Source organism: Undibacterium sp. Ji49W (assembly GCF_049340205.1).
GTDB lineage: Bacteria > Pseudomonadota > Gammaproteobacteria > Burkholderiales > Burkholderiaceae_D > Undibacterium.
This window is the reverse complement of sequence record NZ_JBMPOW010000011.1, coordinates 50237-77079: the sequence shown is the minus strand read 5'-3', so window position 1 is coordinate 77079 and position 26843 is coordinate 50237. Positions and strand designations below refer to the sequence as shown.

At 52.2% G+C, this 26843-nt stretch carries 24 protein-coding genes; 18 read left to right on the top strand and 6 right to left on the bottom strand.

Annotation, left to right across the window (positions count from 1 at the left end; genetic code table 11):
* Nucleotides 1-53 precede the first annotated feature (53 nt).
* The 6 genes from ACO0LK_RS15100 to ACO0LK_RS15075 all read left to right on the top strand — a co-directional run bounded on the left by ACO0LK_RS15100 (nt 54) and on the right by ACO0LK_RS15075 (nt 8257).
* Nucleotides 54-545 carry a YqaA family protein gene (locus ACO0LK_RS15100; protein ID WP_422976384.1) on the top strand — a complete coding sequence of 164 codons (492 nt, stop codon included), beginning with the start codon at nt 54-56 and terminating at the stop codon, nt 543-545.
* Nucleotides 546-603: 58 nt separating this feature from the next.
* Nucleotides 604-1470, top strand: a complete 867-nt coding sequence (locus ACO0LK_RS15095; protein WP_422976382.1) for a metallophosphoesterase — start codon at nt 604-606, stop codon at nt 1468-1470.
* Between the two features lie 208 nt (nt 1471-1678).
* On the top strand, nt 1679-2980 hold the full coding sequence (locus ACO0LK_RS15090) for an HAD family hydrolase (protein ID WP_422976380.1): 1302 nt from the start codon (nt 1679-1681) through the stop codon (nt 2978-2980).
* A 458-nt stretch (nt 2981-3438) separates the two neighbouring features.
* A complete protein-coding gene (locus ACO0LK_RS15085; protein ID WP_422976378.1) occupies nt 3439-7413 on the top strand; it encodes a DUF3683 domain-containing protein in 3975 nt (1324 codons plus the stop codon).
* A complete protein-coding gene (locus ACO0LK_RS15080) occupies nt 7413-7841 on the top strand; it encodes an HIT family protein (RefSeq protein ID WP_422976376.1) in 429 nt (142 codons plus the stop codon). The genes ACO0LK_RS15085 and ACO0LK_RS15080 overlap by 1 nt, the downstream gene beginning before the upstream one ends.
* Nucleotides 7838-8257 carry a gamma-butyrobetaine hydroxylase-like domain-containing protein gene (locus tag ACO0LK_RS15075; protein ID WP_186950286.1) on the top strand — a complete coding sequence of 140 codons (420 nt, stop codon included), beginning with the start codon at nt 7838-7840 and terminating at the stop codon, nt 8255-8257. Before ACO0LK_RS15080 ends, ACO0LK_RS15075 begins: the two co-directional genes overlap by 4 nt.
* Nucleotides 8258-8993: 736 nt before the next feature.
* Here ACO0LK_RS15075 and ACO0LK_RS15070 read toward each other — a convergent pair.
* Together ACO0LK_RS15070 and ACO0LK_RS15065 are read right to left on the bottom strand one after the other, a co-directional pair.
* Complete coding sequence (locus ACO0LK_RS15070; RefSeq protein ID WP_422976374.1) at nt 8994-9689, bottom strand: hypothetical protein; 696 nt, start codon at nt 9687-9689, stop codon at nt 8994-8996.
* 4 nt (nt 9690-9693) lie between these two features.
* Nucleotides 9694-10728, bottom strand: coding sequence for an NADP-dependent oxidoreductase (locus tag ACO0LK_RS15065; protein ID WP_422976372.1), 1035 nt, complete (start codon nt 10726-10728; stop codon nt 9694-9696).
* Between the two features lie 106 nt (nt 10729-10834).
* Here ACO0LK_RS15065 and ACO0LK_RS15060 point away from each other — a divergent pair, with 106 nt between their 5' ends.
* From ACO0LK_RS15060 to pcp, 11 genes are all read left to right on the top strand, one after another.
* A complete protein-coding gene (locus tag ACO0LK_RS15060; protein WP_422976370.1) occupies nt 10835-11779 on the top strand; it encodes a LysR family transcriptional regulator in 945 nt (314 codons plus the stop codon).
* Nucleotides 11780-11933: 154 nt separating this feature from the next.
* Entirely contained in the window at nt 11934-12668 is a 735-nt protein-coding gene (gene ubiE, locus ACO0LK_RS15055; RefSeq protein ID WP_422976368.1) for a bifunctional demethylmenaquinone methyltransferase/2-methoxy-6-polyprenyl-1,4-benzoquinol methylase UbiE, read from the top strand.
* Nucleotides 12669-12702: 34 nt separating this feature from the next.
* Nucleotides 12703-13629: a Tim44 domain-containing protein gene (locus tag ACO0LK_RS15050; protein WP_422976366.1), complete on the top strand. Its 927-nt coding sequence runs from the start codon at nt 12703-12705 to the stop codon at nt 13627-13629.
* Between the two features lie 306 nt (nt 13630-13935).
* On the top strand, nt 13936-14508 hold the full coding sequence (locus ACO0LK_RS15045; protein WP_422976585.1) for a ubiquinone biosynthesis accessory factor UbiJ: 573 nt from the start codon (nt 13936-13938) through the stop codon (nt 14506-14508).
* A complete protein-coding gene (ubiB, locus tag ACO0LK_RS15040) occupies nt 14505-16070 on the top strand; it encodes a ubiquinone biosynthesis regulatory protein kinase UbiB (protein ID WP_422976364.1) in 1566 nt (521 codons plus the stop codon). Before ACO0LK_RS15045 ends, ubiB begins: the two co-directional genes overlap by 4 nt.
* Nucleotides 16071-16083: 13 nt before the next feature.
* Nucleotides 16084-16695 carry a methyltransferase domain-containing protein gene (locus ACO0LK_RS15035; protein ID WP_422976362.1) on the top strand — a complete coding sequence of 204 codons (612 nt, stop codon included), beginning with the start codon at nt 16084-16086 and terminating at the stop codon, nt 16693-16695.
* Nucleotides 16696-16783: 88 nt separating this feature from the next.
* Nucleotides 16784-17809: a patatin-like phospholipase family protein gene (locus tag ACO0LK_RS15030; RefSeq protein WP_422976360.1), complete on the top strand. Its 1026-nt coding sequence runs from the start codon at nt 16784-16786 to the stop codon at nt 17807-17809.
* A gap of 71 nt (nt 17810-17880) precedes the next feature.
* A complete protein-coding gene (pssA, locus tag ACO0LK_RS15025) occupies nt 17881-19230 on the top strand; it encodes a CDP-diacylglycerol--serine O-phosphatidyltransferase (protein ID WP_422976356.1) in 1350 nt (449 codons plus the stop codon).
* A gap of 134 nt (nt 19231-19364) precedes the next feature.
* Complete coding sequence (locus tag ACO0LK_RS15020; RefSeq protein WP_422976583.1) at nt 19365-20099, top strand: DUF969 domain-containing protein; 735 nt, start codon at nt 19365-19367, stop codon at nt 20097-20099.
* Nucleotides 20096-21082, top strand: coding sequence for a DUF979 domain-containing protein (locus ACO0LK_RS15015; protein ID WP_422976354.1), 987 nt, complete (start codon nt 20096-20098; stop codon nt 21080-21082). Before ACO0LK_RS15020 ends, ACO0LK_RS15015 begins: the two co-directional genes overlap by 4 nt.
* Before the next feature lie 48 nt (nt 21083-21130).
* Complete coding sequence (gene pcp / locus ACO0LK_RS15010; RefSeq protein ID WP_422976352.1) at nt 21131-21781, top strand: pyroglutamyl-peptidase I; 651 nt, start codon at nt 21131-21133, stop codon at nt 21779-21781.
* Between the two features lie 67 nt (nt 21782-21848).
* Here pcp and ACO0LK_RS15005 read toward each other — a convergent pair whose 3' ends face one another.
* The 4 genes from ACO0LK_RS15005 to ACO0LK_RS14990 form a co-directional block, all read right to left on the bottom strand.
* Nucleotides 21849-22187, bottom strand: a complete 339-nt coding sequence (locus tag ACO0LK_RS15005; RefSeq protein WP_422976350.1) for a hypothetical protein — start codon at nt 22185-22187, stop codon at nt 21849-21851.
* Between the two features lie 235 nt (nt 22188-22422).
* On the bottom strand, nt 22423-23853 hold the full coding sequence (locus ACO0LK_RS15000) for a DUF4407 domain-containing protein (protein WP_422976348.1): 1431 nt from the start codon (nt 23851-23853) through the stop codon (nt 22423-22425).
* Nucleotides 23853-24623, bottom strand: a complete 771-nt coding sequence (locus ACO0LK_RS14995) for a LytR/AlgR family response regulator transcription factor (protein WP_422976346.1) — start codon at nt 24621-24623, stop codon at nt 23853-23855. The genes ACO0LK_RS15000 and ACO0LK_RS14995 overlap by 1 nt, the downstream gene beginning before the upstream one ends.
* Nucleotides 24616-25875: a sensor histidine kinase gene (locus tag ACO0LK_RS14990; RefSeq protein WP_422976344.1), complete on the bottom strand. Its 1260-nt coding sequence runs from the start codon at nt 25873-25875 to the stop codon at nt 24616-24618. Before ACO0LK_RS14990 ends, ACO0LK_RS14995 begins: the two co-directional genes overlap by 8 nt.
* 322 nt (nt 25876-26197) lie before the next feature.
* On the opposite strand from ACO0LK_RS14990, the gene ACO0LK_RS14985 reads away from it, so the two are divergent.
* Nucleotides 26198-26812: a DUF4337 domain-containing protein gene (locus tag ACO0LK_RS14985; RefSeq protein WP_422976342.1), complete on the top strand. Its 615-nt coding sequence runs from the start codon at nt 26198-26200 to the stop codon at nt 26810-26812.
* Nucleotides 26813-26843 lie beyond the last annotated feature (31 nt).

Genomic DNA, 26843 nt, shown 5'->3' with positions numbered 1-26843 from the left:
GAAATTACCGGCGCCATTATAATGGATGCCTTTTACAGACATGACAAACCACGATGATAGAAGCAGGCATACACTGGTTATTGAGCGTCCTGGCCCTGCCTGAAATCGGCCTGACATCGGTTTTTTTGATCAGCTTTATCTCGGCAACCTTATTGCCACTGGGGTCGGAACCGGCGGTTTTTGCCGTTATCAAGGCCAATCCCGATATTTTCTGGCTGGTGATTCTGGTGGCAACGGTGGGCAATACCCTGGGGGGCGTGGTTGACTATGGCATGGGTTACGCCGCCAAGAAGGCTTTTGAAAAAGAACAAGAACGCTACTGGTATCGCTGGTTACAGCATTTTGGACCAAAAACCATGCTGCTGTCCTGGCTGCCCGGTATCGGCGACCCCATCTGCACCCTGGCCGGCTGGCTGAAAATGCCGTTCTGGCCCAGTGTCATGTATATGGCGATAGGCAAGTGCCTGCGCTACATCTTCATTACCTGGCTGCTGCTGAAACTGCCAGACGGTTTCTGGCGCAGCATTGCCAATTACATCGTTTGATTTACATTGTCTGATTTACATCCTCTGACTTACATCCTCTGATCGATGCGCGAGACCTATGGGACGTGGTAACTATTACACATGGTGGCGGCGCGCAGGTGAGCGGCTGGAAGCTGCTTTTTATCAGGACAACTGGGCTGCGCGTATTGCCTATGCCCTGAAGTTGCAGGGCGTTTTACATGTGGACAGGCGTGATTTTTACCTGCCTGTGGCACAGGGCTTCACATGTAAGCTGGCTTTTATTTCAGATTTGCATGCAGGTCCGCTGACGGACGTGCGTTTGCTGGAACAGGCATTTGCTGCCATTACAGATTTTGAGCCGGATGTGATCCTGTTTGGTGGTGATTATGTATCGCTGCATGCCAGACATATGCGGCATTTGACAGGGCCCTTGCGCTTGCTCAATCCCTTTACCCCAAAGTTTGCCGTCATGGGCAATCATGACTTGTGGCTGGATGATGTACATATCGTCAATTGCCTGCAAGACGCCGGTATTGAGGTATTAGTCAATCAAAACCGGCGCTTGCCTGGTCCTTTTGCTGAGATTTCCATCTGTGGTATGGACGAACCTGGGGTTGGCAGGCCAGATGCTGACAGCACTTTTGCCGGGGCACAGGACGTGCGCTTGTTACTCATGCATTCACCGCTGGGTCTCAAGCATATAGACGAGCATGATTTTGAAATCGCTTTTTGTGGCCATACCCATGGCGGACAGATTGCCACGCCTGGTGGTATGCCCCTGGTCTTGCCACCCGGCTCGGGCGAACGCCGCTTTGCCCAAGGTTTGTTCACTTTGATTGATCAACGCCAGTTGCTGACTAGCCGTGGCATAGGCATGAGTGATTTACCGGTACGCCTGTTTGCTCCATCTGAAGTGCATTTATGTCATTTACATTCAATTTATGACAAACAAGCGTCCCGGTAGCTAGGGCGTGTTGACATATACTCATCCCTATTGATGAAATAAGTTCTAATAGATTTTTCCAAAAAAGCTTCCGTTTTACAGGCTTGTCACAATTCCTGCTTACCATGATTTCCTCACAGAATAAAAATATGCCTTTTAGTCTGCCTGAAAGCCTTCAGGCTGGCCGCCGTAGCTTTTTGCTCAGGCATATCGATAACAAGGAAATCAAATGCAAGATAGCAAATCAGCAAACCGGCCAGCACGTCGTGGATTTTTGCATGGCCTGGTGGCCACAGCAGCAACTGCGACCTTGGCCGCACCAGCACTGGCAAAACCAGCTACACCAACAAACAATGTATATCTGGATGCCGCAAAATGGTCACCACGCAACCGTGAATTGGTCGCGTCCCTGATCACGCGCCATGGCAGTGCCAGCAAAAGCTATTCTGCCAAGCGCAAGCCTTACGCCGTGTTTGACTGGGATAACACCAGCATCATGAATGACTGCGAAGAAGCGCTGCTGATGTATCAGATTAATCACCTGGCATTCAAGCTGACCCCGGCAGAATTTTCTGCCATCATCCGTCAAAATGTACCTGCTGGTAACTTTACTGCGGACTACAAAAATGCCGCAGGCAAGCAACTGGACCTGGAAAGCATCTGCACCGACCTCGACAGTGACTACGCTTATCTGCATGGCAACTACAAAGGCATGGCGGGTAGCCGCAGCCTGGAAGAAGTCTCTGAAACCGCACAGTTCCAGGACTTTCGCGCCAAACTCTACCTCCTGTACGAAGCAGTCAATGACACGCATGGCGTGAATGTCGGTTACCCATGGGTCATCTACTTCTTCGCCAATATGACAGTCAGCGAAGTCAGTGCCCTGGCAGAAGCATCGAATGATGCCAATTTGGGCATGAGCCTGACCAAGACCAAATACACCAGCCCGGCATCCCTGCCTGGCGTAGCTGGAGTTGTCACCACCGCCCATTTTCATGGCATACGCCTGTGTACAGAAGTGGCAACACTGATGGATACTTTCCGCCAAAACGGTTTCGACGTGTATGTCAGTACCGCTTCGCTGGAAGATGTGGTTGCCGTATTCGCGACCAATCCAAAATATGGCTATCACGTACAACGTGAAAACGTTCTGGGCCTGCGCCTTGAGCAAAACGGCGATGTCTACAAAAATGCTTACCGCAAAGACTGGCCTTTGAACTGGGGACCAGGAAAATCTGTTGTCATCAAGCGTGAACTGGTTGCCAAAAAAGGCTATGGCCCTGTATTTGTCGCTGGTGACAGCGATGGGGATTACGACATGTTGCGCGATTTCACAGAAACAGAAATCGGCCTGGTCGTGAACCGCCTTAAAAAAGGCAAGATCGGTGAATTGTCAAAGGCGGCTGCCGATGCCGTCAAAGAAGCGCACCCGCGCTTTTTGCTGCAAGGCCGCCAGGAATCGACGGGTAATTGGTTGCCAGTGGAAACTACATTGAAATACGGCAAGACTGCGCCGGCGTTACTGGGCTGATTGTGGTTTGATTATGGTTTGATTGTAGCTTGATGGTGATGTTCTGTCGCAGAACGTCACCATGCTTTTTGCGGTTCTTGCTCTGCTTGCTGGCTTTGGAGAAGCCAGAGCCGTGTCATGATCTGGTGCAAGAATGAAGGTAGAACTCATTTCATCCCTGTTGACGTATTGATGGAATGAGTTCTGGTAAAAAACGATCAAGTCTGGCTTGCAGGTAAGTGTAAAATACGACAAACGATGTAAATCAAATTTATTCACCTGACTTCTGCATGGTCTCAATTGTGATGAATTTGCAAAGATAGCCGCTTTTGCGTTATTTCTGAGCGCTTTTACCAAATTCCATTTGGAAAATTGCCAGAAACACCATTCATTACCGTATAAACTTCAAGGCTGTTGGAGCGTGGTGCATCGCAATAAGTTAGAATGGATGTTTAAAAATCCGTCCAACCACGTCACTGATGAACGCTCCAGCCCAAATCCAGGCCCTGCTTGCTGACACGCCCCAAGGTGCCACTCCTACCCGCGTGCGGGAAATTCCTTATAACTACACCTCGTTTTCTGACCGCGAAATCGTCATCCGCCTGCTGGGTGAAGATGCATGGCAATTGCTGGATCAATTGCGCGGCAAACGCCAGACCGGGCGATCTGCACGCATGCTGTATGAAGTGCTGGGTGATATCTGGGTAGTACGTCGCAACCCGTATCTGCAAGACGATATGCTGGATAACCCAAAGCGTCGCCAGGATCTGATAGATGCTTTGAACCACAGGCTGGCCGAAGTTGAAAAACGCCGCCTGAGCACCGCCAATGATGCCGATGCCGAGCGCAGCAATAGCGTAGAGATGTTGGTGCAGGGCGCACGCAAGGCCGTGGCTGCCTTTTCCAAAGAATTCCGTGATACCTATGATCTGCGCAAGAAAGCCAACAGGCTGCTGGCGCGTTTTACCGCAAAAGACAATATCAAGTTCGATGGCCTGAGCCGGGTATCGCATGTGACTGACGCGACTGACTGGCGTGTCGAGTATCCGTTTGTTGTATTGACGCCGGATACCGAAGATGAAATGGCCGGTCTGGTCAAAAGCTGTATCGAACTGGGTCTGACCATCATCCCGCGTGGCGGCGGCACCGGTTATACCGGTGGTGCGATACCGCTGACGCCTTTGTCGGCTGTCATCAATACCGAAAAACTGGAACAACTGGGTGCTGTGGAAATGACACGCCTGCCCGGTGTGGACCGTGATTATGCGGTGATTTATTCCGGTGCCGGTGTGGTTACCAAACGGGTGTCGGATGCGGCTGAAAAAGCAGGCTTTGTGTTTGCGGTTGACCCGACATCTGCCGAAGCTTCGTGCATAGGCGGCAATGTCGCCATGAATGCAGGTGGCAAGAAGGCGGTATTGTGGGGTACGGCGCTGGATAACCTGGCTTCGTGGCGCATGGTGGACCCGAATGGTGACTGGCTGGAAGTCACACGCCTTGAGCATAACTTGGGCAAAATCCATGATGTGGAAATGGCCAAGTTCAAGCTGGAATGGACACATCCGGGCGAAAAGCAGCCATTCAAGACCGAGCAGCTCGACATCAAGGGCCGCGTCTTCCGCAAGGAAGGTCTGGGCAAGGATGTGACCGATAAATTTTTGGCGGGTTTGCCGGGTGTGCAAAAAGAAGGCTGCGATGGTTTGATTACGTCGGCGCGCTGGATCCTGCACAAGATGCCGAAATTTGCCCGCACCGTCTGCCTGGAATTCTTCGGCCAGGCACGTGATGCCATACCGAGTATCGTTGAAATCAAGGATTATCTCGATAGCGAAACCCGCAAGGGCGGCGCTATCCTGGCGGGCCTGGAACATCTGGATGAGCGTTATCTACGCGCAGTTGGTTATACGACCAAATCCAAACGCGGTGTCTTGCCCAAAATGGCCTTGTTTGGCGACATCGTTGGCGATGATGAAAACGCCGTGGCCCAGGCCGCGTCTGAAGTCATACGCATCGCCAATACCCGCGTTGGTGAAGGTTTTGTGGCCGTCAGCCCGGAAGCACGCAAAAAATTCTGGCTGGATCGTGCCAAGACGGCAGCGATTTCCAAGCATACCAATGCCTTCAAGATCAATGAAGACGTGGTGATACCGCTCAATCGCATGGGTGAATACACCGATGGCATAGAGCGCATAAATATCGAATTATCGATACAAAACAAGCTGGCCCTGCTGGCTGCTTTGAAGGGCTTTTTCGCCAGGCGTAATCTGCCGCTGGGCAAGAGTGAAGATGCCGCTGGCGATGATATCCCTGCATCTGAACTGCTGGAAGACCGCGTCAACCAGGCTGACGCTCTGTTGCAGGAAGCAGAAGCACGCTGGACATATTTGCTGAATAATCTGGACAAACCCCTGAGCACAGCGAAAGCAGAACTGCTGGCCCTGGGCCTGGACAAGCTCGAATTTGTCCTTGATGAAAGACTGAAGATTCAACCAGATGCGACCGTGTTTTCCATCGTTCAGGACAGAACAATCAGGGTATCGTGGAAGACAGAAATCCGTGCGCAATTGCGCCAGATTTTCAATGGTGGTGCCTTCAAGCTGATACTTGATGAATGCGTGGCCGTGCACAAAAAAATCTTGCGCAGCCGCGTTTTCGTCGCCTTGCACATGCACGCGGGTGATGGCAATGTGCATACCAACTTGCCGGTCAATTCTGATGATTATGAAATGCTGCAGGTGGCGCATCATGCGGTCGCCCGCATCATGGTACTGGCCCGTTCGCTGAATGGGGTTATCTCGGGCGAACATGGCATCGGTATCACCAAGCTGGAATTTTTAACTGAAGATGAAATCAAGGATTTCCGTTCGTACAAGCTGCGTATCGATCCTGAAGGCCGCTTCAACAAGGGCAAGTTGCTGAACCTGCCAGACTTTGCTGCCGACCTGCGCAATGCTTACACGCCTTCGTTTGGTTTGATGGGGCACGAGTCGCTGATCATGCAGCAAAGTGATATCGGTGCGATCGCCAATAGCGTCAAGGACTGCCTGCGTTGCGGCAAGTGCAAGCCGGTGTGCGCAACCCATGTGCCACGTGCGAATTTGCTGTATTCGCCGCGTAACAAGATCCTGGCCACATCATTGCTGGTGGAAGCCTTCTTGTATGAAGAACAGACGCGCCGTGGTATCTCGATCAAGCACTGGGAAGAATTTGAAGATGTGGCCGACCACTGCACGGTCTGCCATAAATGCGTAACGCCCTGTCCGGTAGATATCGACTTCGGTGATGTGTCGATGAATATGCGCAATCTCTTGCGCAAGATGGACAAAAAGTCGTTCAACCCCGGCACGGCATCGGCCATGTTCTTTTTGAATGCCAAAGACCCGGCCACCATCAAGGCGGCGCGTCAGGTTATTTTTGGCTGGGGTGTGGCGGCACAGCGCATGGGCAATACGGTATTGAAAAAGCTCGCCAAAAAGCAGACCAAGGCACCACCGGCGAGCCTGGGCAAGCCTGTCATACGCGAGCAGGTGATTCACTTCATCAATAAGAAAATGCCGGGCAATCTGCCCAAGAAAACTGCGCGTGCCTTGCTGGATATTGAAGATGACAAGATGGTACCCATCATCCGCAATCCGCAAACGACGACAGCAGATACTGAAGCCGTGTTCTATTTCCCTGGCTGTGGTTCAGAAAGGCTGTTCTCACAAGTTGGCCTGGCAACCCAGGCGATGTTGTGGAATGTAGGCGTACAAACCGTACTGCCTCCGGGTTATTTGTGCTGCGGTTACCCGCAACGTAGTGCCGGTCAGTTCGACAAGGCCGAGAAGATGATCACCGATAACCGCGTGCTGTTCCATCGCATGGCCAATACGCTCAATTATCTGGATATCAAAACCGTGGTGGTTTCTTGCGGCACCTGTTATGACCAGATACAGGGCTATGAATTCGACAAGATATTCCCTGGCTGCCGCATCATCGATATCCATGAATATCTGCTGGAAAAAGATGTCAAGCTGGCCGCGGTGAATGGCACGCGCTATATGTATCACGACCCTTGCCATACGCCGATGAAATTGCAGGACCCGTTAAAAACGGTGAATGCACTGATCACCACGGTTGATGATGTGAAGATAGAGAAGAATGATCGCTGCTGTGGTGAGGCCGGTACGCTGGCGGTGTCGCGTCCCGATATCTCTACCCAGATCCGCTTCCGCAAGGAAGAAGAAATGAACAAGGGCGCAGACAAACTGCGTGCTGATGGCTTTACAGGTGACGTCAAAATCCTGACATCCTGCCCAGCCTGCCTGCAAGGCTTGACGCGTTACGATGAAGATTCTGGCACGACCGCAGACTATATCGTCGTCGAAATGGCCAAGCATATCCTGGGCCCAAACTGGATGCCGGAATATGTCGCCAAAGCCAATAACGGTGGTATAGAAAGGGTGCTGGTGTAATGACCATTGCTTGTGAATTATGTGATGCCGGTGCTGGCGATATCCTCGTCAGCACCGATCAGTTACGCGTCATTCTGGTGGATGATGCAAACTACCCCGGCTTTTGTCGCGTCATCTGGAATGCGCATGTGAAGGAAATGACGGATTTGTCAGAGTCGGAAAGAGCTGTTTTCATGCAGGCAGTCTGGAAGGTAGAAGCTGCGCTGCGAGAAGTCATGCAACCGCACAAGATGAATGTCGCCAGCCTGGGCAATATGGTGCCGCATCTGCACTGGCATCTGATTCCGCGCTATACCGATGATGCGCATTTCCCTAACCCGATCTGGGCTGCTGCGCGCAGCGATGCGGGTGAGCAGCCTGCACTGGACGCACGTCGTCTGTTATTGCCGCAGTTGAGGCAAATCATTATTTCGAATTTTTCATCATGAGCATAGGCAAACCACAACCAACTTCGCTGAACGCCCGCACACAATCGCGGGTACTTGAAGTTGCTTTTGATGATGGCAAGGAATTTTCTTTGCCGTTTGAATTACTGCGCGTGTCTTCACCATCGGCTGAAGTACGTGGTCATGGGCCGGGGCAGGAGACGCTACAGACTGGCAAACGCGATGTTGGTGTGGTTGGCATAGAGCCGGTTGGTAATTACGCGATCAAGCCCATCTTTTCTGATCAGCATAGTTCGGGGATTTTTACCTGGGATTATCTGTATTGGCTGGGTGAAAACCAGGTTCAGGTATGGCAGGAATATCTGGAGAAATTGCAGGCGGCAGGGTTTGCCGGGGAGACTGGGCGGGATGCGCCTATGCAGGTGAAGGGTGGGGGGAGTTGTGGGACTAAGCATTGAGTGAGCCCCTATCTCTGATTTCAGCTCACAGATATAAACCAGCACGGCTATCTTTTGATAAACCGCCTTCATATTAACGTCATTCCTGCGCAGGCAGGAATCCAGAGGACTGGCGCTCTAGTGACGTTCGTGGCATATCGTAAGACTTGGCGTCATGGATGATTTTTGTAGGGTGCGCCTTGCGCACCATTGAATTTGCCGAGTTGATTAAGCAGTCTGTAGGTTGGGTTGGGCCTCGTTAGGCTACGCTTCACCAGCTCAACACTCTGCCTTCGGTCAACGTATTTTTTAAAAACGAAACGATATTTTCGAGTTCGGTTTTCAGTTACCTGCACACCTTATTTAAGATTGCAGGCCGGTGGTAGACCGGCGGCTACCCACCTTTTTGCTTCGCCAAAAAGATGGGCCAAAAAGGCGACCCAGGCGTCGCTGCCCCCTAAAGGGGGTTCCCTTTGCTGCAAGTCAAAAAATGGGAAGGATCGAAAACTCGCTACCCTTGCAGGGCGCACAATCGCTTGCAAGCGATTGCCGTTACGCAGGCGTGGTGCATACACCACGAAACCCCTGCTACACCTCAAACATCGATCCTTCTTTTTCCATTTTCTGCCTTGCAGCAAAGGCATCGACACATGGGAACTGCAAAAGTCAAAAGCAACCGCAACTTCAAAAGCAACCCTAACTGCAAAACCGACGCTAATATGTGCACTGATGGGTGACGCGTATCCAACTTGTCCGCTTACTCCAAATCCGCCCGATCAAGATAAATCGTTCCTTTCACTCCAGCGCGTTTATCCACCTTACTCTGCAAGACTTGCAAAAACTCCGCATCAGTCGCAGCCTGCGATCCCGTCTTCTTCATAACCACATCCGACATTGCCGCGTTCGCAGGCACACTGAGCGCCAGCACATGATCAAAGTCAGGGCGGCTATCAATTTCTTTCAATAGGAAACGCTGTGTGCCATTACCTATCTGATGATAAACAGCCTGATTGTTGTTACGCATTTGCGGAGATAACTGGCGGAAAATAAGCGTCTTTTCTACGACGACAGCCACATCCTTGTACTCGACCTTGCCACCCTGTTCAAAATGACCAAGCACGACATTGGCCTTGAACTGTTTCAGCGGCAGCTTGCTGTCTGCCGCCAGTCTGGCGATCTCGAATTGTTCTGGTTCCATGGTCCACAAGACCAGTTTTTGTTCCAGTCTGGCTTTGATGGCTGCATCCAGCTGTTGATCAAGGCAGCGTATCTGCAAGACGACCTGGTAATCATGTGGCGCGTGGAACATGGGCAGGTGCGAGACATACATGCCTTCGTTGTTGCCGAACAAAAGCATGCCATGTACGCCCCAGGTGGGGCCGTGTTTGTTTTCGGCATGAGCGCTGAAGATGCAACAAAAGCTGAGCAGGAATAAAGATAGCAGGCGTCTCATTGCTTTATACCTTCACCAGCAACTTGCCGCGATGCTCGCCTGTGAATAATGAATTCAATGCCTTCGGTAATTGTTCAAAGCCGTCGATGATGGTTTCTTCAAATACCAGTTCACCTGCCTTGACCCAGGGCGCGACGATGGACAGCATTTCGTCCATGCGGTGCAGGTAATCGCGGGCCAGTATGCCCTGGATGGTGGCGCGCTGGTAAAGCATGTGCTGTAGCAGGCGTGGGCCCATTTCTGGTACGTCAAGGCCGCCATTGTATTGGCTGATCTGGCCGCAGATGATGATGCGGGCGCGGCGTTTGATGATGGGGATGATGGCATCGGTGACCATGCCGCCCACATTGTCGAAATATACGTCAACGCCGCCTGTCAGTCTGAGGATTTCCTGGCTCAGTGTTTCGTCATTGCTGAATGTCTTGTAATCAAGTGCCCAGTCGGCACCGAGTTTGTCTTTCAGCCACGCACATTTTTCTGCACCACCGGCAATGCCCAATACTTTGGCACCATGACGTTTGGCGAATTGCACCACCAGCGAGCCAACTGCCCCGGCTGCGCCGGATACGACGACAACTTCGCCTGCATGTGGTTTGCCTGCTTCAGTCAGGCCAAACCAGGCGGTGCGGCCTGGCATGCCTAGTACGCCCAGCGCTGTGCTGACAGGTGCGATAGCCGGGTCGATTTTTGTCAGGGCGCTGACATGCACGCGCGCATGGCTTTGCCAGCCTGTCATGCCAAATACCCAGTCACCTTCCTTGAGACTGGCGGCATTCGATGCCAGCACCTGGCCGACCACACCGGCAGCCTGCACGGTATGGAGAGGATGTGGTTCCGGGTTATAGGTCGGTTTGGATGACTGATTGATACGCATATAGGGGTCGACGCTGATGTAACGGGCGGCGATCAATACTTCGTCGCGATCGAGTGCGGTTTCAAGCGCTTGGCTGCGTAACTCGTAATGTGCGTCAGTGACGATGCCAGTTGGATGGCTGGTGTATATCCATTGCTGGTGCAGCAGGTTTTCAGAAATAGGCATGATGAAGGCGGGATAGAAGAAAGTAGCATCATGCTAGACCTGATAAAATGTCCAGTAAAGCAATATATATTCACTTTTAATGTCCAATTTGGAAATGTAATTTGAAATGAACCTGACAGACCTGAAAATCTTCGCCTGCGTCGCCAGGCAACCTTCACTGGGCGCTGCTGCGCAGGAACTGCATCTGACACCATCTGCCGTATCCAAAGCCTTGCGCAGACTGGAGGCTGATGTGGATACCTTGCTGTTTGATCGTTCTGCCAAGCTATTGAGCTTGAACGCAGGCGGTCAGCGCATGCTGGAATTTGCCCGTAATATGCTGGCGCTGGCAGATCAGGCCAGGGCCGACATCGGTGGTGAGCAAGCCAGTTTCAGTTGTCGTGTTGCCGGGCCAGCCATTTTGTTGTGGCGCCACGCAGAACAGTTCAGGCAGGCCATGGCAAACTACTCGGAAGCAGAAATACATCTGGCCAGCATGTATCAAGATGATGCCCTGGCAGCCCTTGAGCGGGGTGAAGTGAATAATGCTCTTGTGACCAGCGAGGTTTTGCATGGGCGCGGTGGCCATTGGTCGGCAAATTGGGTCAGTACGCCTTTGGGCGCCTTGCATTTGCAGTTATTGGCTGGATTGCAGCACCCACTTGTGGTTCAAAAATTTGCTGTGCCGGGCGTTGATACACCGGATAACGGCAATCAGTATTTGCAGGTAAGTAGCCAGCAGGTCCTTGAATATGATTTTGTCAGCCCTTCCCGGTCTTTATTTTGCGGCAAGCAGCGTGGCAATTTGACAGATGGCTGGCGTGATGACCAGTTACCGCGCAAAATACGGTATTGGATAGATGATTTGCAGTTATTGCTGGCTATGGTGAAGTCGGGGCAGGCGCTGGCATATCTGCCGGATTTTGCCCGCGCAGATACTGACTTGCTCAGGCTGGATGTCAGTGACTGCGGCTTTCAATGCAGTGAAGAAGTTCACCTGGTATGGAATGCAAAAAACGCAGCGCAATGGCAAACAGAACTGGCGCGTGCTTTGGAAGTGCAGCGTGATTAGATTGATTTTATTTGCTGCGCAGTGAATTTGACGGTGAATAGGCTACAATCCGTTACATAGCGAAACTGGCAGGGTGAAGGAAAATTTCCCGTATAGAAATGAATACGGTAAAAACCGATGAACCGGCCCTTTTGGTAAAGATAAGGCTAAGAATATGAGCAATACCACGCATTTTGGTTATGAAACCGTAGAAGAAGACCAGAAAGTCCATAAGGTTGCCGAGGTATTTCATTCGGTTGCGGCTAAATACGATGTCATGAATGACATGATGTCGGCTGGTCTGCACCGGGTATGGAAAATATTCACCGTGGCGCAGGCCGGCGTGCGCCCTGGTTTCAGGGTGTTGGATATTGCTGGTGGTACCGGTGATCTGACCAAGGAATTCGTGCGTCAGGCGGGCAAGACTGGCGAGGTCTGGCATACCGACATCAATGAATCCATGCTCAGGGTAGGGCGTGACCGTCTCTTGAATAAAGGCCTGATCACCCCCACTTTACTATGTGACGCGGAAAAATTGCCTTTCCAGGACAATTACTTTGACAGAGTGACCGTGGCATTCGGTTTGCGCAATATGACCCACAAGGACCAGGCACTGGCAGAAATGCAGCGTGTACTGAAGCCGGGTGGCAAATTGCTGGTGCTGGAATTTTCCAAGGTACCGGAAATCTTGCAAAAACCGTATGACCTGTATTCATTCAAGGTATTGCCGTGGATGGGGCAAAAAATTGCCGGCGATGCCGAGAGTTATAAGTATCTGGCTGAATCGATACGCATGCATCCGGATCAGGAAACCCTGAAAACGATGATGGAAACGGCAGGACTGGACAGAGTGCAGTATTTTAATTTGACGGCAGGTGTGGCCGCATTACACACCGGCATCAAACTTTGATGCAAATAAAACTTGAAACAACAGGAGTCGGATGATGAAAAAATTTCTGATCGCAATGCTGGTCGTAGCAAGTACGATGGCAATGACCGTCTCTGACGCAGAAGCCAAACGCCTGGGTGGCGGTGGTTCTATCGGGCGTCAGTCGAATAATGTTTCGCGTCAGGCAACCACACCGCCAGCGAATACAGGCAACTTTAACCAGGCAAAACCGGCTGCCCCTGCGGCAGCACCGGCTGCGGCTATCCCGCCTAAACCGGCTTCCCCATGGAAGGGCATAGTCGGTGGCCTTATCGGCGGTGCCTTGCTGGGCGCAGCCTTGTCGCACTTTGGCCTGGGTGGTGCAGTCGCCAGCATGCTGGGTAGTTTGCTGACGTTTGCCTTGATAGGTTTTGCGATTTTCTTTGTGATCCGTCTGTTCCGTAACAAGAATAGTCAGGGTGCAGCACCTGGTTTTAACCAGACTGCGTATGCCGGTATGCCATCGAATAGCACACCGGAAATCGGCTCACGCCAGCAACCTATGGCTTTCCAGGGTAATGCTGCGCCTGCTGCTGACACGAATGCCAATGACGTGAATGCCAACTGGACTGTGCCTGCCGACTTTGATGTACCTGGCTTCCTGCGCAATGCAAAAGGCTATTTCATCCGTTTGCAAGCCGCATGGGACAAAGCCGACATCAATGACCTGCGTGAATTCACAACGGCAGAAATGTATGCTGAACTGAAGTTGCAGATTCAGGAGCGTGGTGCATCGTCCAATGTGACTGATGTCGTGACCCTGAATGCAGATTTGCTGGGTGTAGAGACCGTTGGTGCAGATCATCTGGCCAGCATCAAGTTTACCGGCATGATCAAGGAATCTCAGACTGCACCGGCAGAAGCCTTTACGGAAGTGTGGAATCTGTCCAAACCAGTCAATGGTCAGGGTGGTTGGGTGCTGGCAGGTATTCAACAAATGTAAGAACCTGCTTACGATCTTACTGCGCGAACGTGATCGGGGCTCATGTGCTGCTCAAAATGCTCATGTACTAGAGTACATTCCGCCTTTTGCGCTGCTCTTCACTCCCGCTGACGCTCGCTCGCTACAGATCGTAAGCAGGTTAAGTAAGTTTGATGGTGCGCAGCCATGCTCGCTGCGATAAGCTGTTAAACTGGAAGCCGTCCGCATTTGCTGGACGGCTTTTTCATTGGCACCTTAGCTGGTAAGCTGATTGGTCAATCAAGCCATGCCATTGCAGGATTATTTTGTGACAGCCCTGATTTGAACATGATCCCCATCGCCCCCTTTATCAATCATTTGCTGGCACAGGAAAGCTGGGCCAGAGACAAGCTTTTGCCGCATGCCGGCCATATCGCCTGTATAGACTTGCAGACCATGCAGGTGCGCCTGAAAGTTGGTGCCGATGGCTTGCTGGAAGCTGCCGGGGCAGACGCTGTGCCCCAGGTCACCATCCATATCAAGCTCAGTGATTTGCCGTTGATTGCACAAAACCGCGAACGCGCATTTTCTTATGTCCGCATAGAAGGCGATGCCGAGTTTGCCAATACCATTTCCAGCGTGAGCCAGAACTTACGCTGGGAAGCAGAAGAAGATTTGAGCAAGCTGTTTGGTGATATCGCTGCCGTGCGCATGGTCGGTCTGGCCAAAGCCATACACCAGACGGCGCTGGAAACCCATCAGAAAATCCAGGAAAACCTGGCAGAATATTTTTTGGAAGAAAACCCCATGCTGGTCAGGCCTGTTGCCGTGCAGGGTATGAGTACCGAAGTCAGCAAGACGCGGGATGATGTCGAGCGTCTGATCAAGCGCATCGAAAAACTGGAAAGGATGCGCGGATGATATTGAAGTTTCTCAGACTGGCAAAGATTATTCGTATTGCCATTAAATATGGCATTGATGAAATCGCGATTTCCGGCCTGTCCGTTCCGCGTACCGCTCGTTTTATTGACCTCTTGCTGTTTTGGCGCGATCTGTCGGCACCGCGTGGTGAGCGCCTGCGCAAGGCACTGGAAGAACTCGGACCCATCTTCGTCAAGTTTGGACAGGTGCTGTCTACCCGGCGTGATCTCATGCCGCCGGATATTGCCGATGAATTGGCGCATTTGCAGGATCGTGTGCCTTCCTTCGACCCGGATCTGGCGATAGCGCAAATCAAGAAATCCCTGGGTTCACATCCCGACCAGCTGTTTGCCAGTTTCGAGCGTGTGCCGGTGGCATCGGCATCCATCGCCCAGGTGCATTTTGCGACATTGAAGGATGGCCGCGAAGTCGCCGTCAAGGTGCTGCGTCCCGGTATGAAAGAAGCCATTGATGATGACGTCGCCCTGATGCAGATTGCCGCCGGCTGGCTGGAAGCCCTGTGGGCTGACGGCAAACGCCTGAAGGCCAAAGAAGTCGTGGCCGAATTTGACAAGTATCTGCATGACGAGCTTGACCTCATGCGCGAAGCGGCCAATGGCAGCCAGTTGCGCCGCAATTTTGCAGATTCTGATTTGCTGCTGGTACCCGAGATGTACTGGGATTATTGCTCGTCGTCGGTCATCGTGATGGAGCGTATGCAGGGTATACCGATTTCGCAACTGGACAAGTTGCGCGAAGCCGGTGTTGATCTGCAAAAGCTGTCGCGTGATGGTGTGACCATCTTTTTTACCCAGGTGTTCCGGGACGGGTTTTTTCATGCCGATATGCATCCGGGTAATATCCTGGTATCGACTGCGCCAGCCACACTGGGCCGGTATATCGCGCTCGATTTTGGCATCGTCGGTACCCTGAATGATTTCGATAAGGATTATCTGTCGCAAAACTTTTTGGCTTTCTTCCAGCGTGATTACAAGCGCGTGGCAGAAGCCCATATCGAATCCGGCTGGGCCCCCAAAGAAACCCGTGTCGATGAACTGGAAGCAGCAGTACGTGCCTGTTGTGAACCCATCTTTGACCGCCCCCTGAAAGATATTTCTTTCGGTCAGGTCTTGCTGCGCCTGTTCCAGACTTCACGCCGTTTCAATGTAGAAGTGCAGCCGCAACTGGTGCTGTTGCAAAAAACCCTGTTGAATATCGAAGGCCTGGGGCGTCAACTGGACCCGGACCTGGATTTGTGGAAAACCGCGAAACCGTATCTGGAGCGCTGGATGAGCGAACAGATAGGCTGGCGCGGCCTGCTGGACAAGCTCAAGGCAGAGGCGCCGCGTTACAGCCATATCTTCCCGCAGTTGCCACGTCTTGCCCATCAGGCCCTGACGCGTGCCGGTGAACCTTCCCGCAGTGACGATATGCTGATGGCGCTGTTGAGCGAACAGCGGCGTACCAACCGTATGTTGCGTATTATTGTGTATTTGGGTGCATGCCTGTTTTCCGGCATCATCGTCGCGCAACTGTTATTGCATTTTTATTTCAGTGGCTGAGTAGTTTTTTAGAATGGCGACATTTCTGACCCGCGACCCACGTAATCCGGATTTCTGGGATGAACGTTTTGAAAAAAATTTCATCCCATGGGATAAGGGCAACGTACCTGCCGCGCTACAGGCGTTCGTGCAGGCTGCACCGCAGCCGCTACATACCCTGATCCCAGGATGTGGCAACGGGTATGAAGCAGCATATCTGGCCCAGAACGGGTGGGATGTCACCGCCATCGATTTTTCTCCTGCTGCCGTACAAAGCGCCAGGGCTGCCATAGGTGTGTGGGGCAAGCATGTCATCGAAGCTGATTTTTTTAGCTATACGCCTGCGCAGCCGTTGGGGCTGATTTATGAACGCGCTTTCTTTTGTGCCTTGCCGCCAGAAATGCGCCCCGACATCGTCAAGCGCTGGGCGGCACTGTTACCGGCCGGTGCCTTGTTGGCAGGGTATTTCTTTCATGACGATGCACAGAATGCATCGACCAAGGGACCACCTTTCACCATCAATAGCAGTGAATTTCGTCTATTGATGGAGCCGTTTTTTGAATTACTGGAAGACAGTGAAGTCAGTGACTCGATTTCTGTCTTTGAGGGCAGGGAACGCTGGCAAATCTGGCGTCGGCGTTCTTAAACCTTGCTGGCAACTTCTTCATCCGTCATAGTGTAGTCAATTCGCTGTTTTAATCTTGTTCTATGTTACGACCTTGACGGGAGTTACTTTGACAAAGAAACTGGTTTCACTGGCGCTACAAGGCGGCGGCTCACATGGTGCCTTGACCTGGGGTGTGCTTGATCGCCTGCTGGAAGATGAACGCATCAGCATAGAAGCCATTAGCGGTGCCAGCGCCGGGGCCATGAATGCCGTGGTACTGGCGCACGGCTATTTGCAGGGTGGGCGCGAAGGTGCCAGACAGGCCCTGAAAACTTTCTGGGAAAGTGTGGCTAGCAGTTCGCCTTTCAGCCGGTCTTATGAAGAATACGGCTTCATGCAGGATATTGTCGCGCAATCCGATATCTCGGCCGGCATGAAGCATTTGTTTGGGTTGACGCGCTTCTTTTCGCCTTCACAACTGAATCCCTTTGATATCAATCCCCTGCGCGATATTCTGGCCGCCCAGATCGATTTTGATGCACTGCGCAGACAGGACGGCATCAAACTGTTTATCGCCACAACCCAGGTCAGCACCGGTAGCCTGAAACTGTTCCGTAACCGTCAGCTAAGCCTGGATGTACTGCTGGCATCGGCCTGCCTGCCCATGGTGCACCGGGCGGTAGAAATTGACGGTGAAGCATACTGGGATGGTGGTCTGACTTCTAATCCACCCCTGTTTCCACTGGTGCACCAATGCATGGCGCGCGACATCGTGGCTATTTTGTTGCATGCGCAGGCGCAATCGCATACACCGACATCGGCTTCAGAGATCTGGCAACGCCTGACAGAAATGGGTTTCAGTTCCACCTTCCATACCGAGTTGCAGGGTCTGATGCTGGCCAAGCGCCAGGCTGAACGCGGCTGGCTGGCGCTGGGCAAACTGGAACGGCGTTTGCGCCACCTGAACATGCACATGATTGCCGCGCCAGAACTGATGAGCCAGTTGAGCTCTCACAGCAAAATGAATGCGAGCCCGGCCTTCTTGCATAGCCTGCATGCAGAAGGTCGCTTGCGTGCTGACGCATGGCTGGCAGAAAGCTTTGAACAACTGGGACGAGGCTCTACCTTCAGGATGGCGCATCTGTTTCGTTAAACCCCTTAATTGTTGTTAGCAGGCCCTGGTGTTACCATCATCAGGTTTTTCACTGGCAGCAATTGATACCCATGCGCTTATTAAAATCCGCTTCTGATTTCACTTACCTGACTGGTATTCCTTTACAGCCAGAATCTGTACGTACCCTGCATACAGCGGCAGAATACCGTAGCGAATTGCTGGCAAAAATCGCCAGTGCCAAACACAGGATTTATCTGTGCAGCCTGTATCTGCAAGATGATGAAGCCGGGGCGGAAATCTTGGAGGCGCTATATGCAGCCAAGGCCGCCCGGCCAGCGCTGGATATTGCCGTGCTGGTTGACTGGCACCGGGCGCAAAGAGGTTTGATCGGTGCCGGCAAAAGTGGTGGCAATGCGGCCTGGTACCAGACTATCAGCAAGGCCAATCATTATGCGGTGGCGCTGTACGGTATCCCGGTACAGACGAGAGAGTTATTTGGTGTCCTGCACCTGAAAGGCTTTGTCATCGATGATGAAGTCATCTATAGCGGCGCAAGCCTGAATAATGTCTACCTGCACAAACAGGATAAATACCGTCATGACCGCTATCTGCTGATACATAACAGGACATTGGCCAACTGTATGGTGCAGTTTATCCGTGAGCATTTGCTGTCATCAGCGGCAGTGCACAGATTGGATATGCCAGAGATTCCAGCAACGCGTGGCATACGGCGCGAAATAAAGCAATTCCGTGAAAAGCTGAAGCGAGCACGTTATGACTGCCATGTTGCTGATGCCGAAATTGGCCCGCAGCAATTGAGCGTGACCCCGCTGGTAGGTGTTGGGAAAAATAATCCCCTTAATAAAGTGATATGTCAGTTGCTGGCAGCCAGCAGCAAACAGATCATCATCTGTACCCCATATTTCAATTTCCCGCTGGCGGTGACACGTGAAATCAATCGTGCGTTGAAACGTGGTGTGCGTATCAGCATTATCGTTGGTGATAAAACTGCCAATGATTTTTTCATCCCGCCTGACCAAGCTTTCAAGGCGATTGCTGCCTTGCCTTATCTGTATGAAGTCAATCTGCGACGCTTTGCCAAAGCCCATCAGGCCGAAATTGCCAGCCAGCAGTTGCAACTGCATTTGTGGAAAGATGCCGACAACAGTTTCCATCTCAAGGGTTTGTGGATAGACCAGCATTATGCGCTGATGACGGGCAATAACCTGAACCCCAGGGCGTTTCGTCTGGACCTGGAAAATGCCTTGCTGATTCATGATCCGCAATTGCAGTTGCTGGCACAAAGACAGCAGGAACTGCACAGCATCATGGAAAACACCAGCCAGATCCGGCATTACCGCGAGCTGGAAAAGTTGACGGACTATCCCGATCCGGTACGTAAATTGCTAAGTCGTCTCAGCCGCACTCGTCTGGACAGGCTGGCATACCGGGTCTTATAAAATCAGGACTTACGCAAAACCGCCCCAAAGCGTTGCAGTGCCTTGTTGGGACAATTTTGCGTAAGTCCTAAAAGCATATTCCATATCAGTTGCATAAAGGGGCAAGCATGGATCTGGCGTTATTGTCGTCGCTGATGTTGCCGTTGATAGGCATACCAGTGGTGGTTCTGGGATTTGCTTTGCGTTTCAATCCCTTGCTGGTGGTGACTGTGGCCGGTCTGGTGACGGGGCTGGCGACAGGTATGGATTTTGGTAGTCTGCTGGAAACCTTTGGTGAGAAATTTCTGAACAGCCGCCAATTGGCAAGTGCCTTGCTGATATTGCCCGTGATCGGTTTGCTGGAAAGAGCTGGTCTGCGGGAACGTGCGCAGGCCTGGGTGGCAGGCATACGCAGTGCTACCACCGGCAGGATATTGATGCTGTATTTTGTAGTGCGTGAAATCAGTGCGGCCATGGGTTTGTTGAGCCTGGGTGGACAGGCGCAAACGGTCCGGCCGTTGTTGTCGCCCATGGCGGAAGCGGCGGCCAGCAACCAGCATGGCGATTTACCTGCACCCATACGTGAGCGTATAGCAGCCCATGCTGCCGCCTGTGACAATGTTGCCCTGTTCTTCGGAGAAGATATTTTCATTGCCTTTGGTGCGGTATTGCTGATGAGCGCTTTCCTCAAGGAAAACGGCATACAGGGAATAGAACCGCTGAGCATAGGCATGTGGGGTATACCAACAGCGCTGTGCGCGCTGGTCATTCACCTGTTTCGCCTGTCGCGGCTGGATGCGGCGATAGCGCGTGACATCCATGCCTGGCGTGCGGTTGAACAAGGCAAGCAAGCAGTCAGTGTTGCCAGCAAACCGGGTATGCCAACATGAACGCCATCGTCAGCATCAATCTGGTGTTTTACCTGATCGGTATCATCGTCATGCTGGTGGCATACATGGCGCTGCGCGATCACAGTAATCCGCGCCGCTATACGACTGCACTGTTCTGGGGTCTGTTCGGCGTCAGTTTTTTGTTTGGTGACCTGATGCTGGCGACACTGGGTAAATCGGTGACCTATAAAGTGACAGGTACAGGCGTCATCATAATGGCTGTACTGGCAGGCATGAACTGGCTGGGCAAGGGCAGCCATGCCGATACAGACCGGCAGCAGCGTCTGGCTGCGCTTAGCAGGCTGGGTAACCGGATATTCTTGCCAGCGCTGACCATACCCGTCATCACCGTTATTCTTACTGTCGTGGTAAAAGACTGGCAACTGGGTGCCTGGTATTTGCTGGATCAAAAAAATCTGACGCTGACATCGCTCTGTCTGGCCTGTCTGGTGGCCATGACCATCGCTTGTCGATATACCCGCAGCACACCTTTGCAGGCGGTAAGAGAATCACGCCGCCTGATCGATGCCATAGGCTGGGCGCTGATATTGCCGCAGATGCTGGCCATGCTGGGCGGTGTCTTTGTGGTGGCAAAGACAGGGCAATCGATACAGGCCATCGTCAATCTGTTCATCAACCCGGAGAGCCGGTTTACTCTCATCGTCATGTATTGTGGTGGCATGGCCTTGTTCACCATGATCATGGGTAATGCTTTTGCAGCTTTTCCGGTGATGACGGCAGGGATCGCCTTGCCATTCCTGATCAACCAGCATCACGCCCATCCGGCGGCACTGGTTGCGATAGGCATGTTCTCTGGCTATTGCGGTACCCTGATGACACCGATGGCGGCGAATTTCAATATAGTTCCTGCGGCCTTACTGGAGCTGGAAGACAAGTATCTGGTCATCAAGACACAGATACCAACGGCTTTGCTGGTCCTGGTTTGTAATATCCTGTTGATACATTACTTTGTTTTTCCCTGAATTTTTGCCTGAATCTCCGACCAGAAATTTCATCTCCATGAGGTGTTTATGAAGCGAATACTATTGACTGGATTTGATCCCTTTGCCGGCGAGCAGAACAATCCATCATGGGAAGTGGTGCGCAAACTGGAAGGTTTGCTGATCGGTGATCAGCATCAAATTGTCAGCGTTCTGTTGCCTTGCGAATTTCATCGCTCTTTGCAGACGCTGGAAGCTGCGCTGAAAAAGCACCGGCCAGCCGTTGTATTGGCCCTGGGCCAGGCTGGTGGTCGTGCCGAGATCAGCATAGAACGCATTGCCATCAATGTGGATGATGCGCGCTTTCCTGACAATGCTGGTGCTCAACCGATTGACGTGCCGGTATTCAGTGATGGCCCGGCAGCCTATTTCAGCCGCCTGCCTGTCAAGGCCATCGTGCATGATCTGCAACAGAATGGCATACCGGCAGCGGTATCACAGACGGCCGGTACCTATGTCTGCAATCATGTGTTTTACGGTCTCATGCATATGGCAGAAAAGATGGACTATGTGCAGGCGGCCGGTTTTATCCATATTCCCTATCTGCCTGAACAGGCCATTGCCCACCCGGGTGCCGCCAGCATGCCGCTGGACATGATGAAGACCGCCCTGGTTCATGTGCTGGAAACAATATTGAAGACCCGCAAAGACATGGTCATTGCTGGCGGTGCCACGCATTAAAGCAGTTACAGTCAAGGCCAGAGATTGAAGCCTGCTCTTGCAGGGCAGGGTGTGCAGAGGGAGTGATTTATTGCGGCAATTGTGGTGCCTGCGGCATCACCAGCCTGTCATCACGCTGATTTGCTTCATTCATCCGGTTGCTTTGTTTATCGCCATCAGCTGGATTGCCTGTGACAGATGCCTTTCTGGGTATGCCATTTTTATCAACACTGACGTCGCCATTTGTTGACATGCCACTGTCGGTTCTCTTGATCATGACTTCAGCGGCTGGTGCATACGACCTGAAGTAGGAAATCAATTGCGCATCCTGGTGCGTAACCGGCAGGGGCTGGCGGGCGGATGCCGGCAACAGAGTAGCCAGCAAAAGTGTTGCACATGTCAGCTTCAGCATGAGTATGGTTTTCATTTTGCCTGCATCCCCGATAGAATAATAATTTTATGGCAATTGACTACTTGTGTCCGTCCACAGCTTTTGCAAGGATTGTGCCATCGCTCTGAAATAAAGAAATCCAACAAAAACAGCAAGTTGACGGAACTTTTTCAGCCCCGGACTGTCCGCTATTCCTGAATAGGCCGGACACTGGCGGACACACCGGACACAATTGCTTTTAATGAATCATCCTGCATCAATGAATTAAGTCTTACTTCACCAATAGCAGCCTTGCAAAACTGGCATGAATGGCGCTGATGGTTTGTTGCAGCATTTGTTGCGATTCAAAAGACAGGCCACTACCAGTTCCTGCCTGTTTTTCCAGTTCATGAAGCCGCTGCAAGGTGGCAAGTGCTGCCGCACTTTTGCCGTCATCGGCTTGCAATGCAGCCTGCTGGCCTTTGATATTCATTGCATGATGTAATTGCCTGAGTGCCAGTTCGGCGCGGCGCATCTGTGTGCTTTGACTGATATCGAATTTGACCAGTTCTTCGTCGCTATTGAGCTTTGCATCCACATCGGTGTGTGAGCTGAACTTGACGATGATGGCGACCATTTCTATCGTCAGGAACCAAAGCAGCCACCAGATAAATTGCAGGCGACGGTGCTGGTCATCTTGCAGCATCTGCCAGGTGGCGGCAAAATCCGCGGCAAAGCCGGACGCAGCGGCAGCTTCTATTTTTGCTGTCTGTTTTTGTTCCAGTACATTGCTGCGTTCCTGCGCTTTGCTGATGCTGGACTGGGTTTGTTTTAATGCAGTCGCTACCAGCGCCTTGTCTGCGAGTTTTTCGTTTTTCCATGTCAGCAGACTATTGTTGATTTCCTGTTCGTACTGTTGGCACCGGACTTTGCCAGCCTTGATACGATTTTGCATTGCTGTGATTTTTTGTTGTAGCAGAGCCGTTTCCGGATTGATGGATGTGATGCCTGCGATGCCTCCGATGCCTGATAATGCCTGCTGCCAGCTTGCAATCTGCTGCATGCTTTTGCGTTCTTCTTCCCGGGCGCGATCACGGCAGTTGTGCAGCTGTTTGCGCATCTCTGCCAGTTGTGGCGGGTCGCTCAATATGGCGTCTTCCGCCTTGCGCAGTTTTTCATCCAGGTCTGTACTGCTCTTTTGCAGTACGGGCAAACCTGTTGCTGCCTGCGCAGTCTGTAAGTTCTGTATCAGTCGCGTACGTGTCATTTCACCGATCCTGACATCAATTTCAGCCCGGTTGCTATCCACAAAAAACGGGTACACCATGGTGATCGCGGACAGCAAAGCCAGCAGGCTGCGCCAGCTGATACCGATAGTTTTGCTGACCCAACTGCTGTCAGAATGAATGGACATGATCATCTGGCGTTCCAGACACCACTGGAACATGGCCCACAGGCAGCCGGCAATGATGGAACCACTGGCTCCACTACTGCTGACATTCACCATGCTGGCCAGCATATGCGCCATGCCATAGCCGGAAAACAGCGCAAAGAAGATCACCAGCGCACCTATGCCAAAATACTTGTGGCGGCCACGCGCATACAGGTAGTTGCCATTGCTGTCCTGCTGGTCCAGCACTTTGAGGCTGACAGCAGCCGACAGGGCCAATACGGATTTGCCTGCCTGCAAGCAGGCGTGGCCATCAAAAAATCGGATGGTCATCACATGTTCCTGAACAAGACCATGAAGGGCTGGCTGACGCTCAGGGTTTCTGGCCGTGTTTTCAGCCTGACCAGTCCCTTGCCGCCATCGTCACGGGTGATGGAGGCGATGGCGCGCATATTGACGATGGTGGACCGGTGTATCTGTTTGAACATGCTGTTGTCCAGCACTTGCAGCAAATCGCGTATCGGTTTGCGCAGCAGGGATTCACCTTCTGCCGTCATGACTACGGTGTACTTGCTGTCCGCCTGAAAGTAGGCAATATCATCCACCATGATGAGCCGGGTTTCTGTGCCTACACTGGCAGTAATCCATACCAGTGGTGCCGGTTTGGGCATGTCAGCCGGGCCGCCGCTTAACTGGCGTACCAGGGTGGTAATCGCCTGCATGTCAGTGGCACCGGTCAGGGCGCGCATTTGCAGGCGTTTTACAGTGGCCAGCAGACGTTCCTGGGTAATCGGTTTGAGCAGGTAGTCGACGGCACCTTTTTCAAAGGCATCGATTGCGTACTGGTTATAGGCCGTGACAAATACGATCTGGCTGCGTGGGCTGACTTCTGTCATGGCGGTGGCCACTTCCAGTCCGCTCAGGCCCGGCATGCGGATATCGAGAAACACCACATCCGGCTGATGGGTGGCTATCGCTTCCAGCGCGCTGCCACCATCATCGCAGGCGGCAGCAATCTCGAGATCTGGCCAGGCCAGGCTCAGTTGTTGCAGCAGGGCTTCGCGCAACAGGCTTTCATCTTCGGCGATGACACACTTAGGCATGTTGCTCTCCTTTGTCAGTGGTGTTGGTCACCGGCACCGTAATAGTGGCAGCCACACCGCTGGGAAAATTGCCAACCAGTACAAAGCTGGCCGTATTTGCATACGCCAGGCGCAGGCGTTCACGAACGTTTTTCAAACCTATGCCGGTGCCGCCAATTTCTGTTCCCAGGCCGTTGCCATCGTCGGCGACGGTGACGGCGACATTGCCGTCATGTTGCCTGGCGATAATCCATATCGTGCCGCCGCCAGTCTTGGGTTCCAGGCCATGTTTGATGGCGTTTTCCACTAGGGTTTGCAACATCATCATGGGGAAGGGCAGGGCTTTCAATTCTGCCGGTACCTGAATCTGTATGTTCAGGCGTGCACCCATGCGTATCTTCATGATGTCCAGATAGGCGATGGATCGTTCCAGTTCTTCACCGATGGTTGAGGCAGTATCTTCCGTGCGTGGCAGTGAATGACGCAGGTAGGTGATCAGGTTGCCCAGCATCTGATCGGCTGCTGCGGGATCAGCCCGCGTCAATAATTGTGCGCTGGCCAGGGTGTTATACAGAAAATGCGGTTCTACCTGCGCATGCAGCAAGTTCAGTTTGGCCACAGTCAATTCTTTTTCTGTGACGGATTGTGCCGCACTGGCTTTTTCCTTACGCCTGCGTTCGGCAATGCGGCGGGTGATGGCGCGGGTGATGGCTTCTGCGTTTTCGAGATTGGTACCGTTGTCGACCAGGAATAAATCGGTCCAGGCCGGGCGTTCCGGTTCGCAAATCAGGGTCAGGCTGCCGACTCCGTCGCCGGGGGTGATCGTTGCCAGGATCTGGTTACGCTTGGTCGTCAGAAAATCCAGCATCTTCAAGTCGTCAACGAAATTTGCCTGGTAAGGGTCGATGCGTTTGATCTTGGCGCGTATCTGCAAACTGTCCTTGGCACTGTCAGTGTCTTCTGCACCGGGCAGTTCGCGTATGGCGGCATCTACCAGTTCAAATGCCTCGCCGGCTTCCAGCGGGATTTCTATCTGGCGGCGCTGCCGGTTGGCGAGCGTACTGCTATCTACTTTGCTGGCAATCAGTCGTACCCTGCGTACATGGGAAAAACTGATACCCATCACCAGAGCAACCCCGGTCAGTGGCAAGAAAATGATTTCATCCGGCATGTGATTCCTGAAAACCACGTTGACCATAAATATCGTAGTGAACAGGATGAGCAGGCTCCAGCCAAAACTGGCACGCAGGATAAACCAGATAGTTGTGAACATGATTGCTTTCTTATAATTTGCGATTGTTGCCAAGAATAATTGTCTTACGTGATTTCGTCTTGTATTTTCCGACAAAAGCAAAAATAGCCTGACGAGTTCAGGAAATCGGGGTGTGAAAGCCCGCCGATAGTAAAGCCGTATTGAAATTCAACAAATATAGGACTTGCGCAAAACTGCCCCAACTGCGTTGCAGCTCCTAGTCGTACTAAAGTACTGTCTTCGTCGCGGCGCCTTGCTGGGACAATTTTGCGTAAGTCCTAAAAAAGAAGTGAACTTGGTGCGACAATACTGTTTTGATGCATTTTTGAACATAGGAGCATATATGGACATTGACCCAGTGGAAACCGTAGAACAATTGACAGAACAGCAGGAAGAGGCCAGGCAGGACAAAATCACCCGCCAGTTGAATATCTGGGTTGCCATCACCGTGGCTCTGCTGGCGACCTTCATGGGTATATGCAAGGTCAAGGATGACAATATCGTCCAGGCCATGCAGCAATCACAGGCCAACAAGATCGACCATTGGGCTTTTTATCAGGCCAGGAATATGCGAGAAGAACTGGCCAAATCAACCGAATTGCAACTGCGCCTGGCCTCCAAAAATGTACCTGCTGACCAGAAGGCAGAATACCAGGCTGCCATAGACAGTTATGTAAAGCTGGGCAAAGAGCAGCATGAGAAGAAAGAAGAATTGAAAAAACAGGCTGAGCAAGACCAGGTCGATTATGACAACGCCAATTACAAGGACGACCAGTTCGACCTGTCAGATGCCTTGCTGGCGATTGCCATTTCCTTGCTGGCAGTCACTGCCCTGACCAAACAGCGCTGGCTGTATTTTGTGACGCTGGTACCTACCGGTTTTGGTGTACTGATGGGCTTGTCCGGTTTGATGGGCTGGCATATTCATCCAACCGCATTCGTGCTTTTGTTGTCATGAGCCATCTGGCAAAGAGGTAGGTGTTAACACG